This window comes from Streptomyces sp. NBC_00012, assembly GCF_045040875.1.
Lineage (GTDB): Bacteria > Actinomycetota > Actinomycetes > Streptomycetales > Streptomycetaceae > Streptomyces.
This window is the reverse complement of record NZ_CP108309.1, coordinates 7103754-7117606: the sequence shown is the minus strand read 5'-3', so window position 1 is coordinate 7117606 and position 13853 is coordinate 7103754. Positions and strand designations below refer to the sequence as shown.

Annotated in this window: 10 protein-coding genes and 1 tRNA gene; 5 read left to right on the top strand and 6 right to left on the bottom strand. The window is 71.5% G+C overall.

The window, feature by feature from the left end; genetic code table 11:
- Positions 1 to 48: 48 nt before the first annotated feature.
- A complete protein-coding gene (locus tag OHA19_RS32590) occupies positions 49 to 2274 on the top strand; it encodes an elongation factor G-like protein EF-G2 (RefSeq protein ID WP_405710799.1) in 2226 nt (741 codons plus the stop codon).
- A 147-nt stretch (positions 2275 to 2421) separates the two neighbouring features.
- Positions 2422 to 4092, top strand: a complete 1671-nt coding sequence (locus OHA19_RS32585) for a hypothetical protein (RefSeq protein ID WP_405710801.1) — start codon at positions 2422 to 2424, stop codon at positions 4090 to 4092.
- A gap of 77 nt (positions 4093 to 4169) precedes the next feature.
- Here OHA19_RS32585 and OHA19_RS32580 read toward each other — a convergent pair whose 3' ends face one another.
- On the bottom strand, positions 4170 to 4730 hold the full coding sequence (locus tag OHA19_RS32580; protein WP_405710803.1) for an HIT family protein: 561 nt from the start codon (positions 4728 to 4730) through the stop codon (positions 4170 to 4172).
- 66 nt (positions 4731 to 4796) lie between these two features.
- Here OHA19_RS32580 and OHA19_RS32575 point away from each other — a divergent pair, with 66 nt between their 5' ends.
- Positions 4797 to 5474, top strand: a complete 678-nt coding sequence (locus OHA19_RS32575) for a potassium channel family protein (protein WP_405752490.1) — start codon at positions 4797 to 4799, stop codon at positions 5472 to 5474.
- Between the two features lie 33 nt (positions 5475 to 5507).
- Here OHA19_RS32575 and thrS read toward each other — a convergent pair whose 3' ends face one another.
- From thrS to OHA19_RS32560, 3 genes are all read right to left on the bottom strand, one after another.
- Positions 5508 to 7484, bottom strand: a complete 1977-nt coding sequence (gene thrS / locus OHA19_RS32570) for a threonine--tRNA ligase (RefSeq protein WP_405710807.1) — start codon at positions 7482 to 7484, stop codon at positions 5508 to 5510.
- 148 nt (positions 7485 to 7632) lie between these two features.
- A complete protein-coding gene (locus OHA19_RS32565) occupies positions 7633 to 8898 on the bottom strand; it encodes a hypothetical protein (RefSeq protein ID WP_405710809.1) in 1266 nt (421 codons plus the stop codon).
- The gene (locus OHA19_RS32560) at positions 8898 to 9464 is read right to left on the bottom strand and encodes a DUF4365 domain-containing protein (RefSeq protein WP_124718814.1); all 567 of its coding nucleotides are present in this window, start codon (positions 9462 to 9464) and stop codon (positions 8898 to 8900) included. Before OHA19_RS32560 ends, OHA19_RS32565 begins: the two co-directional genes overlap by 1 nt.
- A gap of 189 nt (positions 9465 to 9653) precedes the next feature.
- On the opposite strand from OHA19_RS32560, the gene OHA19_RS32555 reads away from it, so the two are divergent.
- The gene (locus OHA19_RS32555) at positions 9654 to 10379 is read left to right on the top strand and encodes a 3'-5' exonuclease (protein ID WP_405752488.1); all 726 of its coding nucleotides are present in this window, start codon (positions 9654 to 9656) and stop codon (positions 10377 to 10379) included.
- A gap of 79 nt (positions 10380 to 10458) precedes the next feature.
- Here OHA19_RS32555 and OHA19_RS32550 read toward each other — a convergent pair.
- Positions 10459 to 10530: transfer RNA gene (locus OHA19_RS32550), tRNA-Val, on the bottom strand.
- 39 nt (positions 10531 to 10569) lie between these two features.
- Positions 10570 to 11016, bottom strand: a complete 447-nt coding sequence (locus OHA19_RS32545; protein WP_405710813.1) for an SRPBCC family protein — start codon at positions 11014 to 11016, stop codon at positions 10570 to 10572.
- An 83-nt stretch (positions 11017 to 11099) separates the two neighbouring features.
- Between OHA19_RS32545 and OHA19_RS32540 the strand changes: the two genes are divergently transcribed.
- Positions 11100 to 13655, top strand: a complete 2556-nt coding sequence (locus OHA19_RS32540; protein ID WP_405752486.1) for an SCO7613 C-terminal domain-containing membrane protein — start codon at positions 11100 to 11102, stop codon at positions 13653 to 13655.
- The last annotated feature ends 198 nt before the right edge of the window (positions 13656 to 13853 follow it).

Genomic DNA, 13853 nt, shown 5'->3' with positions numbered 1-13853 from the left:
GCGTCGGTATTCCCTCCGCATCGCACCACTACCTGGGAGGCACGCATCATGGGCGACAAGGCACACGCACACACCGGGGCCGCCGGCAGGGCAGCGACGGCCGGCCGGCCCTCATCCGTACGGAATGTCGTGCTGGTCGGTCACAGCGGCTCCGGAAAGACCACGCTCGTCGAGGCCCTCGCACTGACTGCGGGCGCGGTCAACCGGGCCGGACGGGTCGAGGACGGCACCACCGTCTCCGACTACGACGAGATCGAGCACCGCCAGCAGCGTTCCGTACAGCTCTCCCTGGTCCCCGTCGAATGGGGCGGGTACCGGATCAATCTTCTGGACACCCCCGGCTACGCCGATTTCGTCGGCGAGCTCAGGGCCGGTCTGCGTGCGGCGGACGCGGCCCTTTTCGTTGTGTCCGCCGCCCAGGAGGCCGACGCGGTGGCCGGCACCACCCGCGCCGTCTGGGAGGAGTGCGCGGCCGTCGGCATGCCGCGCGCCATCGTCGTCACCCACCTGGACACGGCACGCACCTCGTTCGACGAGATGACCCGGATCTGCGGCGAGATCTTCGGCGGCGACGACCCCGATGCCGTGATCCCGCTCCATCTGCCCGTCCACGGCACCGAGGGCGCCGACGGGCACGCCCCGCTCACCGGGCTCACCGGACTCCTCACCCAGCGGATCTTCGACTACTCCTCGGGCGAGCGGCAGGAGAACGCGCCCGCCGAGGAACAGCGGCCGGCGCTCCAGGAGGCCCGCAACCGGCTGGTCGAGGGGATCATCGCCGAGAGCGAGGACGAGACCCTGATGGACCGCTACCTGGACGGGGCCGAGGTCGATGTCAAGACACTCGTCGACGATCTGGAGCGCGCCGTGGCCCGGGGCTCCTTCCACCCCGTCCTCACCGCTGCCCCCGCCGCCCCGGGTGCCCGCCAGGGCGTCGGCACCGTCGAGCTGCTGGACCTGATCACCGGCGGATTCCCGACCCCGCTGGAGCGCCCCGTCCCCGACGTCACTCCCCTGCACGGGGCGTCACGGCCGGTCGTGACCTGCGACCCGGACGGCCCGCTCGTCGCCGAGGTCGTCAAGACGGCCTCCGACCCGTACGTCGGCCGGGTCTCGCTGGTACGCGTCTTCTCCGGCACCCTGCGTCCCGACGAGACCGTCCACGTCTTCGGCCACGGCCTCACCGACCCAGGCCACGAGCCCCGCCCCTTCCACGAGGCCGAGGTACGCGTCGGCGCGCTCTCCTCCCCGTTCGGCAAGCAGCAGCGCCCGCTCACCGCGTGCGCCGCGGGGGATCTGGTCAGCGTCGCCAAGCTGGGCGGCGCCGAGACCGGGGACACGCTCTCCGACCCGGACCTGCCGCTGCTGCTGGACCCCTGGGCCACGCCGGACCCGCTGCTGCCGCTCGCCATAGAGGCGCACAGCAAGGCGGACGAGGACAAGCTCTCCCAGGGACTCGCCCGGCTGGTCGCCGAGGACCCGACCATGCGCCTCGAACAGAACCAGGACACCCACCAGGTGGTGCTGTGGTGCCTGGGCGAGGTCCACCAGGACGTGGCGCTGGACCGGCTGCGCAGCCGGTACGGCGTCCAGGTCGACGCCGTACCGCACAAGGTGTCGCTCCGCGAGACCTTCGCCGCACCGTCGACCGGGCGAGGCCGTCATGTGAAGCAGTCCGGCGGCCACGGCCAGTACGCCATCTGCGAGATCGACGTGGAGCCGCTGCCCGCGGGTTCGGGCATCGAGTTCGTCGACAAGGTGGTCGGCGGAGCGGTGCCCCGTCAGTTCGTACCGTCCGTAGAGAAAGGTGTGCGCGCACAGGCCGCCCGCGGGGTCGCGGCCGGCCATCCGCTCGTCGACGTGCGCATCACGCTGCGGGACGGCAAGTCGCACTCGGTGGACTCCTCCGACGCGGCGTTCCAGACCGCGGGCGCGCTGGCCCTGCGCGAGGCCGCGGCGGACACTCGCATCCAGCTCCTCGAACCCGTCGCCGAGATCCGGGTCCTGGTCCCCGACGACTATGTCGGGCCGGTGATGAGCGATCTGTCCGGGCGGCGCGGCAGAGTGATCGGAACCGAGCAGTCCGGCGCCGGCCGCACCCTCGTACGGGCCGAGGTGCCCGAACTGGAGATCGGCAGGTACGCGGTCGACCTGCGGTCCCTCTCCCATGGCGCCGGCCGGTTCGACCGGGCGTACGCCCGGCACGAAGCAATGCCCCCGCAGCTCGCCGAACGCCTCCGGGGACAGCAGGAGAACAACCCGAACGACTCGTGATCAGCCATGCCGCCCGTCTTTGTCCACAGGGGCGGGCGGCGCAGCGATCCGGACGATACGCTTTGGTCCCAGCTCAGAAGGTGTGCCGGGCACGGCAGTTGGGAAACAGCCGCAGGAGCAATTCCTCGGCGGCGAGTGGGGGCGACAGTGGCCAGCGACGGATTCGATTTCTCTCCCGGAGCACAGATCCCGCTCCAGGGTTCGGGCGGACAGGCGGTGGCGACGAACGCCCTCGCCTCCGCCGCATACCGCGACAGTCCGGTGGAGAAGATCCTTGACGCCAACAGCGAGTGGCACAAGTCCGAAGTCAAGGTGGGCCGTTCCAAGCTCTTCAAGTCCGACTATTTCAAGCCCAATCTGGGCGAGGCGTTCTCCCGCGCCGTCCAGGAACGCATGCTGGGCGGCGCCCGCAAGGCCCTCATCCAGTCCTTCGGGACGGACCCGCAGACCGTCGTCGAGCACTGTCTGTCCGCGTCCCGCCTCCGCAAGAGCCGCGACACCAAACTCACCGCCGTCACGGCCCTGTTCGGCTTCCTCTTCCTGCCCGGCATGATCCTGTGGGTCCTCGCGTTCCGACTGCGCGACTACCTCGGCAACACCAAGGACAAGGCGCTCTCCGCCCTGGGCGGCGCGCTGCTCCCGGTCATAGGCATCGTGGCGCTGGTCTTCCTGGTCGGCCTGCCGCTCACCGGGTTCCTGGCGCTCTACGTCCGCGCGATGATCATCGCCCCCGTCATCGGCTGGTTCATCGCCAAGCGGATCGCCGAGACCTCCGCCAAGGACATGCGCGCCCGTTGGGAAGGGCTGCTCTCCGGCGGCGGCGTCAGCGCCAAGATCCCCGAGGCCGTGCCGAAGAACCCCAACGAGACCTCCCGCGAGGCGCTCCGCCAGGGCCTGGAGAAGCTCACCGCCGAGCAGCAGTCCAACTCGGTCTTCTATGCGGGACCCAAGGGAATCCTCGGCATGGGCACCCGCTGGGGCAGCTGGCAGCTCGCCGAGGAGCTCGTCTCCAAAGACCCCGGCAAAGAGTTCCACCAGTTCCGCAGCTGGGACCTGATCCGGGCCATCCACGACCAGCTCAAGGTGCTGGAGCGCGGCCCGCTGAACACCGGGGGGTTCCCCACCCCGTCGGTCACCCACTGGATCGTGTCCCCCGTCGGGGAGAACGCCGACTCCGTCTCCCGCCCCGCAGGCGAGGACGTCGCCACCTTCCAGGTCAAGCCGCACGAGATACAGCGGATCTGCAACCACCAGCAGTTCGGCGGTGGTGACCGGCACTATCTGGGTGTCCAGTTCACCCTCTGGGACGGCCAGTTGGTCATCACGATGATGATCACGGTCACGGTGCTCTACGAAACCCTGCGCATCGAGGTCACCGGGCATGCGCTCGGCCCGGTCCACTCGCTCTTCACCAGCAAGCCCGCGGCCAAGACCAAGACGGTCAACAAGACCGTCCGGTTCTGGGAGACCCGCGACATCACTCTCCCGCTGGTCGAATCCAGCGAGGTCGTCCGGCTCGCCCTGCGCGCCCCGTTCACCTGGTACCCGCCGCTGCTGGACTACCTGGGCGGCAAGATCGCCCTGCCCGAGCCGTTCGGCCTGCGGCACGCCTGGGCCGAGAAGCCGTGGCGCCATCGCTTCATGGCGGACGACGCGATGCGGGCCGCGACGCCGGTCCTGCGCGCCGTCCACAACGCCGCCCTGCGCGTCCTCGCCGAGAACGGCGTCGATACCGAGCGCTTCGACAACCGCTCGATGATACTGAGCGGCGCGGTCCAGGACCCGACCCCGCGCAAGGCCGATCTGTACGACGCGTAGCCGCGCACCCCGACGCGCGAGGGCCGCCCCGGCAGGAACTGCGGCCGGGGCGGCCCTCGCGGAAGCAACTGCCGGGATCAGCCGGCCGGCCAGGCGTCGGCCAGCATCTTGCGCGTATCGGCGAGCAACTGCGGCAGCACCTTCGTGTGGCCGACCACCGGCATGAAGTTGGTGTCACCACCCCAGCGCGGCACCAGATGCTGGTGCAGGTGCGCCGCGATACCGGCACCCGCCACCGAACCCTGGTTCATGCCGATATTGAATCCGTGTGCCCCCGAAGCCGTCCGCAGGGCCACCATCGCCCGCTTGGTGAAATCGGCCAGCTCCATGGTCTCCGGGCCGTCCAGCTCCGTGTAGTCCGCGACATGCCGGTACGGCACCACCATCAGATGGCCGCCGTTGTACGGATACAGGTTCAGCACGGCGTACACGTGCTTGCCGCGGGCGACGACGAGCCCGTCCTCGTCCGAACTCGACGGGATCCCGCAGAACGGACAGCCGTCGCCGGCCTCCGGACCGGTCGGCTTGTTCTCACCCTGGATGTACGCCATCCGGTGGGGCGTCCACAGGCGCTGGAACGCGTCGGGCGTTCCCACTCCGATCTGCTGCTCCGGCTCACTCGTCATGGCGATCAGCATATTGCTTCACTCCCGGGGTGCGTGTCGCCGGGGCCACACCCGTCGGCGTACGGCGATGCTGAGGCGATGAGTGACCGGGCCGCCGACTCCACCCCTCCTCGCCTCCGGCGCTGGGAGCAGCGCACGGAAGTGCCGCTCCTCGGAGTCTCCCTGCTCTTCCTGCTCGGCTACGCGGTCCGCGTCCTCGCCCCCGAGGACATCGGGCCCTGGCGGGACCTCGCCCTCCTCCTGGTCGGCACCACCTGGCTGGTCTTCGCGGCCGACTACCTCGTGCGGTTCCTGCTCAGCGGCCTCGGTCACCGCTTCTTCCGGGTGCACTGGCTGGACACTGTGGTGCTGCTGCTTCCGCTGCTGCGGCCGCTGCGGCTGATCCGGGTCTACTCCGCCGTCCAGCAGCGCCGGGAGCAGCCGCGGCTGAGCCTGTACGCCCGCGTGATCAGCTACGCCGGAGCGTCCGCCCTGCTGCTCGGCTTCTCCGCGTCGCTCGCGGTCTACCACCAGGAGCACAAGGTCCCGGACTCCACGATCCACACCTTCGGCGACGCGGTGTGGTGGGCGTGCGAGACGCTCACCACGGTGGGGTACGGGGACGCGGTGCCGGTCACGCCGGGCGGCCGGGTCGTCGCCGCGGGTCTGATGGTCTGCGGGCTGGCGCTGCTGGGGGCGGTGACGGGGTCGTTCTCGTCGTGGCTGCTCCAGGTCTTCCGGCGGGAGGACGAAAAGAAGCCCCCGGAGAGCGGGTAGCTCTCCGGGGGCCTCTCACCCGCAAGGTGTCCGTCAGACCTGGACGCGGTCCTCGACGGCCTTCTGGATCTTGGCGATGGCGTCCTCGACCGGGATGCCGTTCTCCTGCGATCCGTCGCGGTAGCGGAAGGAGACGGCGCCGTTGGCCATGTCCTCGTCGCCCGCGATGATCATGAAGGGCACCTTGGCCTTCTGCTGGTTGCGGATCTTCTTCTGCATCCGGTCCGAGGAGGCGTCCACCTCGACCCGCAGCCCCTTCTTCCGAGCCTTGGCCGCGAACTCCTGGAGGTACGGGATGTGCGTGTCGCCGATCGGGATGCCCACTGCCTGGACCGGGGCCAGCCACACCGGGAACGCGCCCGCGTAGTGCTCCAGCAGCACCGCGAAGAAGCGCTCGATGGAGCCGAACAGGGCGCGGTGGATCATGACCGGGCGCTGCTTGGTCCCGTCCGGGCCGGTGTACTCCAGGTCGAAGCGCTCCGGCAGGTTGAAGTCGAGCTGCACGGTCGACATCTGCCAGGTACGGCCGATGGCGTCCTTGCACTGCACGGAGATCTTCGGGCCGTAGAACGCGGCGCCGCCCGGGTCCGGGACCAGCGGCAGACCCTGCTTCTCGGCGACCTGGCGCAGCGTCTCGGTGGCCTCTTCCCAGATCTCGTCGGAGCCGACGAACTTCTCCGGGTCCTTGGTGGAGAGCTCCAGGTAGAAGTCGGTCAGACCGTAGTCACGGAGCAGGTTCAGGACGAAGGTGAGCGTCCGGTCGAGCTCCTCCGCCATCTGCTCCTTGGTGCAGTAGATGTGCGCGTCGTCCTGCGTGAAGCCGCGCGAGCGGGTCAGACCGTGCACCACGCCGGACTTCTCGTACCGGTACACCGTGCCGAACTCGAAGAGGCGCAGCGGCAGTTCGCGGTAGGAGCGGCCGCGCGCGTCGAAGATCAGGTTGTGCATCGGGCAGTTCATCGGCTTGAGGTAGTAGTCCACCCCGTCGTCGAGCTGCATGGGCGGGTACATGCCGTCGGCGTACCAGTCCAGGTGGCCGGACTTCTCGAAGAGCTTGCCCTTGGTGGCGTGCGGGGAGTAGACGAACTCGTAGCCCTCCTCCTCGTGCCGGCGGCGCGAGTAGTCCTCCATGGCGCGGCGGATGATGCCGCCCTTGGGGTGGAAGACCGCGAGACCGGGGCCGATCTCGTCCGGGAAGGAGAAGAGGTCCAGCTCGTTGCCGAGCTTGCGGTGGTCGCGCTTGGCGGCCTCCTCCAGGAACTCCAGGTGTGCCTTGAGCTCGTCCTTGGTGGGCCACGCGGTGCCGTAGATGCGCTGGAGCATCGGGTTCTTCTCGCTGCCCCGCCAGTACGCCGCGGCGTTGCGCATCAGCTTGAACGCCGGGATGAAACGGGTGGTCGGCAGGTGCGGGCCCCGGCAGAGGTCCTTCCAGCACAGATCGCCGGTCTTCGGGTCGAGGTTGTCGTAGATGGTCAGCTCGCCGCCGCCCACCTCGACGTCGGCGCCGTCGTCCGAGGACGCGGAGCCCTTGATGCCGATGAGCTCCAGCTTGTACGGCTCGTCCGCCAGCTCCTCGCGGGCGGCCTCGTCCGTCACGACCCGGCGGGAGAACTTCTGGCCCCGCTTCTGGATCTCCTGCATCTTCTTCTCGATGGCCTTGAGGTCCTCGGGAGTGAAGGGCTTCTCGACGTCGAAGTCGTAGTAGAAGCCGTCCTTGACCGGCGGACCGATGCCGAGCTTGGCCTCGGGGAAGAGCTGCTGCACGGCCTGCGCCATGACGTGCGCGGTGGAGTGCCGCAGGATGTTCAGGCCGTCCTCGGAGGAGATCTCGACGGGCTCGACGACCTCGCCGTCGGCGACGGCGTACGCGAGGTCCTTCAGCTCGCCGGCGACCCGGGCGGCGACCACGGTGCGCTCGCCGGGAAAGAGCTCGGCTGCCGTAGTGCCCGTCGTCACCACGCGCTCTTCCCGCTCGGAATCGCGTTGGATGATCACACGGACGTCTGACACCGGTCTCTCCTGACTCAGGGGGAACGCACGCGTTCGTAGTGCGCGTGCGATACGAATCGTACCGAGCCGCGGGCCCCCTCTGCGAAACGGTTTGGGCAGCCGGCCCCACGGCTACCCCGCGGGGCCCTCCCGGACAGGCCCCAGGGCCCTATTCGCTGGTGCACGCCTCCTCGAAAAGGTCGACGTTCTCCTGGAGCGACTTCATCAGCCGGTCCCGTTCCGCCTCGTCGACCTGCACGGGCACGACGTGCGAGGTCCTGGTCAGCCGCCGGAAGCCGCCGCGGCTCTCCAGCCGCCCCTCCACCCGGATCGGCAGCCCCACCAGATGGGCGTGGCCGGCGATCCGGTACGCCTCCTCGTCCAGCTCCAGCCGTACGTGCGGCACCTCGGCGCCCGCCAGCACCCGCAGCCGCACGATCCCGGGGCCCCGCGGAGCCGAGCGGCGCATCCGGACGACCGCGCCGGTGATCCGTACCGTCACGGCCGGCTCGTCGTGGAGGTAACGGGCGCCCGCCCGGCGCAGGGCCGGCAGATCGCCCGGTGAGAATTCCACCGGCTCGGGCCGGGCCGGGCAGCCCTCCGGGGTACCGGCGGCGGGCGCCCACTCCAGGGCGATCCCGGCCCCTTCCGAGCCCCGGACGAGTGCGATGACGGCCTCGGTCAGCTCCCGGCTGACGCCCGCCTCGACGGCGGTGTCGAAGGCTTCGTAGCCGCCGGTGGCCCGTTGGTAGTCCACGGCCTCCCGGGTGGCGTGCAGCGCCTGGTAGAGCCGTACGGCGACGGCACGGCCCGGTTCGACCGGCACGAACGCGGCGAGCTCCCGGCCGCCGGGCGCGGGCCCGACGAGGATGCCTTCGAGCGCGGCCCGGGCCCTGCGGCGGTGACGTGCGCCGTGGTAGCCGGTGTTCGCGCGTACGGCGAGGGCTCCGGCGAGCAGTATCTGCCGGGCGGCGGTGTGCAGCCGCTCGGCCCCGGCCCAGCCCGTGGCGCCCGCGACCGCCTCGGGGATCTCGCGCCACCAGCGGATCTCGTCGCTGGGCACGGCGAGGGAGACCAGCACCTCGCGGGCGGAGGGCGCGGCGCTGCGGGCGAGCGCGGTCAGCGCCTCGGCGAGGAGGTCCTCGCTGTCGGGGAAGGCGGTGGTGTCGGGGACCAGGAGGCTCGTCCCGCCGCCGGGCGGGGCCGGCGGGCCCGGTGGGGTCCACCGGCTGTAGTGCCCGGCCGCCCCGCCCCGGCGCTCCCAGCCGTGCCGCCCGAGCAGGGCGCCGAGGACCGCGGGGTCGACACGGGCCGGGTCCGGGACGTCGCCCGGGAGCCGGGCAGCATCGGGCCACGGCCCCGCGGACTCGGCGGGGTGCGGGCGGGTGGCTGACGGGATCGCTCCGTCGGCGTACTCGTCCATCGGCCGGTGCATCAAGGTCTCCCTCCCGCCCCTACGCGGGTCATGATCTCGCAGAGCGCCCGGTCGTCGAAGATGCGCGAGGTGGGGATCCGCACGGTGGTCCGGTGCCGGCCGGTCACCGCGTGACCGGCCAGGTTGGTCCAGTAGCAGCAGTGCCGCAGGTCGAGCCGGTCGTGCCCGGCGCGCAGCCAGTCGTCCTGGCTGCGCGGCACGATCATCACGACGAGGATCTTGTGCACCGACACGGGTGTCCGGGCGAGCTTGACGAGGTGGGCGTTGTCGAGCGTGAAGGCGAACGTCGGTCCCGGCGGGTTCGGCGGGATCTGGTACGTGCACTTGAGCTGAACTTTTATGGTCACTTCGTCGTCCACGGCATGGCCTGGGGCGCCGTGGCTGACGTGCCAGTCGATTCCGTTGTCGGGGAAGGGCTGCGACAGGGAGCACCCCGCCGCGGCCGCGACCGCGTGCAGATAGCCCACCTGGAGCGTCTCCATGCAGGCGGTGGTTGCGAGTGTGCCGCGCAGCGGTTCGATCCGCTGGGACAGCAGCCCGCTCGGTTCGGGCTGCGCGAGCGCCATGGCTGCGTGTGCCTTCCGGGCTGTGCCGATCGGTTCTCCGGGCGGGGCGACGGCCAACTACCGTTCTCCCCACCTGTGTTGTCACCGCACGGGACGGCCCGCAAACGGCGTATCAGGCAATGGGTGCGGGTATCACCGGACCGGGCAGAGGAATCACACATCTGCCGTTCGGGCACGAGGAGTTCGGGGATGACTCACTGGTACGAGGGGCCGCTGGCCGCTTTTGACACCGAGACAACAGGAGTCGACGTCGAGGGGGACCGGATCGTCTCGGCCGCCCTGGTCGTCCAGGACGCCGCGGGCGGGCGGACGCGCGTCACCCGCTGGCTGGTGAATCCGGGGATACCGGTGCCCGTGGGGGCGACCGAGATCCACGGCCTGACCGACGATCACCTTCAGCGCCACGGCCGCTGGCCGGCGCCGGTGGTGGAGGAGATAGCCCGCGCGCTGGCCGAGCAGTGCGCGGCCGGGCGCCCGCTGGTCGTGATGAACGCGCCATTCGACCTGACGCTGCTGGACCGCGAGCTGAGGCGTCACCGCGCCTCGTCGCTCGGGACGTATCTGCAGAACTCCCCCCTGTGCGTGCTGGATCCGCGCGTGCTCGACAAACATCTGGACCGCTACCGCAAGGGGCGCCGGACCCTCACCGATCTCTGCGAGCTGTACGGAGTGGTGCTCGACGGCGCCCATGACGCGGCGGCCGACGCGGCGGCCTCGCTGGAGCTGGTACGTGCGGTGGGGCGGCGGTTCTCGTCCCGGCTGGAACGGCTGACCCCGCCGGAGCTGCACACCCTGCAGGCCGTGTGGCATGCGGCGCAGGCGCGTGGACTGCAGGCGTGGTTCGCGAAGAACGGCACGGCGGAGGCGGTGGATCCGGCCTGGCCGCTGCGTCCGGAGCTGCCAGCCGCTGCGTGACCGGGCGCCCGGACGCCCCCGCTCGTGCACACGCAGAAGCCGGTCCGTCGATTCTGCTGACGGACCGGCTTCTTCCGGGTGGGCGATACTGGGTTCGAACCAGTGACCTCTTCGGTGTGAACGAAGCGCTCTCCCACTGAGCTAATCGCCCCGGAACGGGTTGAACCATACAGGGCTCTGCGGGTCCGGTTCAAACTGCTTCCAGCCTGGCCGTGAGGCCCCGCCGCCCGGCACGCATCATCAGGGCGTGATTGGCCCGGAACACCGGGCGTCCGGGCACCGCCAGCAGCCGCATCAGCCGCCGGCGCACCTCGACCTCCTGCTCGTAGACGGCCCGGCTGCCACCGCCGCACGCGGTGACCGTCCAGCGGACCCAGCCGTCCAGATCGCCGCTGAGCGTCGCCTCGATGACCCTGGCCCGGGGGTCGCGGCGGCGTTCGCGGACGGTCATGACGAGGTCGTACGGGAGGAGCGAGCGGATGCGGGTGGTGCCGGTGGTGCCGTCGACCGGGGTGACCTCACGGACCTGCGGCCACCAGCGCGGATAGTCATCGGCTCGTTCGAGGATCCCGTACACGGCGTCGGGCGGGGCGGGAAGGTCCCAGATACTCACAAATCGGTAGTGGCTCCAGTCCATGGGCCCAGTCTGCGCGTACTCAGCCGGGCAACTGAGTATCCGAGCGCATGTCCGAACCTGTGGCTCGCGCCACACTCGCGTCCATGGAACATGTGCCGCCACCCGCCGAGGAATTGGCGCTCCTCGATCGCGAACTGGCCCGGCTGGACGCCCGCCGGTCCCAGTTGCTGGTTCGCCGTGCCTGGCTGCTGAGCGTGCTGACGCCACCCGCCGGACCTTCCGCCATGCCGCCGGCTCCGCAGTTCGCCGGCCCGTTCGGGCCGCCTCCGACGGCTCGGCCCTCGGCGCCTTTCGCGGCTCCGTCCGGGCCTCCCGCATCACAGGCCGGACCGCGCAGCGCGCAGAATGTGCTGCTCACCCTGGGCGGTCTGCTGCTGACGATCGCGGCGATCGCCTTCACCCTGGTCAGCTGGGGCCACATGGGGATCGGCGGCCGTTCGGCGGTGCTCGCCGTGGTGACGCTCGCGGCGCTCGCCGCCCCCGCCGTGCTGCTGCGTCGCGGGCTGTCCGCGACGGCCGAGTCGCTGGCTGCCCTGGCGTCCGTGCTGATGATCCTCGACGCCTACGCGCTGCACCGGGTCGCGATGCCGGATGCCGACGGGCCCGGTTTCGCCGCGGCCGCCTCGGCGGTACTGGCGGTGCTGTGGGGCGGGTACGGGCTGCTGCTCGGCCGGCTGCGGCTGCCACTGCCCCTGGCAGTGGTGAGCGCTCAGCTGCCGCTGCTGCTGTGGGCCTGGTCGGCGGGTGCGGGTGCCACGGCGTTCGGCTGGGCGCTGCTGCTGACGGCGGCGCTGGACTGCGCGATCGCGGTGCGGGGGCCGGGCCTCGCGGTCCGGGTGACGGCCTGTGTCGGCTGCTGGACGACGGGCCTGCTGGGACTGCTGGTGGCCCTGACGCAGTCGGTGTCCGCCGACGTGGCGTCGGGCGCGGTGGCGCCGGCCGTGCTGCTGCTCGCGGGCGCGGCACTCGCGCTGTTCGGGGCGTGGCGCGCGCCCAGGGGTCTCGCGGTGGCCGGCGGTGTGCTGGCCGGGCTGTCCGGGGTGGCCGCGGTGGGTGGCGTGCTGCGTGCCGGGGTGGACTGGAACTGGTCGGTGCCGGTGTATCTGCTGTGCGGTGCGGTGCTGCTGGCAGCCGTGCGCGCACCGCTGCCCCGTCCGGTCGGGCAGGGGCTGGTGTGGGCCTCGTCGACGGTGACTGTGGCATCGGTGCTGGCTTCGGCGCCGCCGGTCGGCATGTCGCTGATGGGTACGGCGTCGCAGCTGGCCCGCGTGTGGTCCGGCGCTCCGGACGCTGGCGTCCGGGCCGCCCTGGGCACGGAGGGACTGGCGTGGTCCCAGCTGACCGCGGCCCCGGTGGTGCTGCTGGTGGTGGCCGGCCTGCTCGGGGCGGCGCACCGGTCGTGGGACCGGCTGGTACGGGCGGCCGGTCCGGTGGTCTCGCCGGGTCCGGCCTGGCGGAACGCGGCGGGGGCCACGGCGACGGCGCTCTGCTGGGCGGGGCTCACCGCGCTGCCCGCGGTGCTGGGGCTGTCGTACGCGGCGGCCGTGTCGGCGCAGTCGGTGCTGACCGCCGCGGCGTTCGCGGTGGCGGTACGGGCGCTGCGCCGCGGGACGGGCGCCGTGGGGACGACCGCGCTGGTGTGCGGACTGGCCGGTGCGGTGAGCGCGGGTCTCCTCTCGCTCGCGGCACAGGCCGCGACGTACGCGGTGTTCGCGGTGCTGCTGCTGGTGCTCGGGGCCGTCGCGGTGCTGCTCGACGGCGCGGCGATGCCGACGCGGCAGTTGCCGGACGCTCGGGCGGTACGTGCGGCGGCGGCCCTGCGGATCACACAGGCGGTACCGGCGTGCGGGGCCGTGGTGTGCGCGATGGTGCTGGCCCGTGCGGCCGGGGCGTCGCTGGGACTTGCCGGATATCAGGCGGCGCCGCTGATGCTGGCCGTTCCCGGGGTGACGGTGCTGCTCGGGGCCCGGCTGCGAAACCGCCCTTCGGCGCTTCCGGTCGAGCTGACCGGCGCCCTGTCGGCCGTGGTGGCGGTGATCATGGCGGTGCCGGACCGGCCGTTCCTGGCGCTGGTGCTGGCGCTGAGCGGAGTGCTGGCGGCGGGCACGGCCGTACGGGCCGAGCGGCGGCCGGTGGCCGGGTACCTGGCGGTGGCGCTGTTCGTCCTGGCGACCTGGGTGCGGCTCTCGGCCTCGGGGGTGTCGGAGCCGGAGGCGTACACGCTGCCGGTCACGGTGCCCGCCCTGGCCGTCGGCGTGCTGCGCCGGCGTCGCGACCCGGAGGCGTCGTCATGGACGGCGTACGGGGCGGGTCTCACGGCGACGCTGGTCCCGAGCCTCTTCGCGGCGTGGGTCGATCCACACTGGCTGCGCCCGCTGCTGCTCGGTGTGGCGGCCCTGGTGATCACCCTGGCGGGTGCCCGGCTGAGGCTCCAGGCACTGCTGCTGGTCGGTGGCGCGGTGCTGGCCCTGGACGCCGTGCACGAACTGGCTCCGTACGTGGTCCAGGTGGTCGGCGCGCTGCCGCGCTGGCTGCCTCCCGCTCTCGCCGGGCTGCTGTTGCTGGTGGTCGGTGCGACGTACGAGCAGCGCCTGCGCGATGCGCGGCGGCTCAAGGAGACCGTGGGCCGGATGCGCTGACGGTACGTCGCACGGGAAGCGGCGGCGCGAACTCGCCCGTGAAATCGAGCAGTTCGCGCCCGCCGTCACCGCTGCGGGAATTCCGGCGGAGTTCTCGAATCGTCCTGGGCATTGCTCACGGATGCCGGGGGCCGAACTCTTTCCGGGAATTCCCGTGGCCGCGGGAGCGCTCCGACCGCGATATCCGGATAGCTCTCC

Coding starts and splice junctions, on each gene's coding strand:
- OHA19_RS32545 (WP_405710813.1), bottom strand. CDS start 11,016: ATGGACTGGAGCCACTACCGATTTGTGAGTATCTGGGACCTTCCCGCC.
- OHA19_RS32565 (WP_405710809.1), bottom strand. CDS start 8,898: ATGCACCGGCCGATGGACGAGTACGCCGACGGAGCGATCCCGTCAGCC.
- OHA19_RS32540 (WP_405752486.1), top strand. CDS start 11,100: ATGGAACATGTGCCGCCACCCGCCGAGGAATTGGCGCTCCTCGATCGC.
- OHA19_RS32580 (WP_405710803.1), bottom strand. CDS start 4,730: ATGCTGATCGCCATGACGAGTGAGCCGGAGCAGCAGATCGGAGTGGGA.
- OHA19_RS32590 (WP_405710799.1), top strand. CDS start 49: ATGGGCGACAAGGCACACGCACACACCGGGGCCGCCGGCAGGGCAGCG.
- OHA19_RS32575 (WP_405752490.1), top strand. CDS start 4,797: ATGAGTGACCGGGCCGCCGACTCCACCCCTCCTCGCCTCCGGCGCTGG.
- OHA19_RS32555 (WP_405752488.1), top strand. CDS start 9,654: ATGACTCACTGGTACGAGGGGCCGCTGGCCGCTTTTGACACCGAGACA.
- OHA19_RS32560 (WP_124718814.1), bottom strand. CDS start 9,464: ATGGCGCTCGCGCAGCCCGAACCGAGCGGGCTGCTGTCCCAGCGGATC.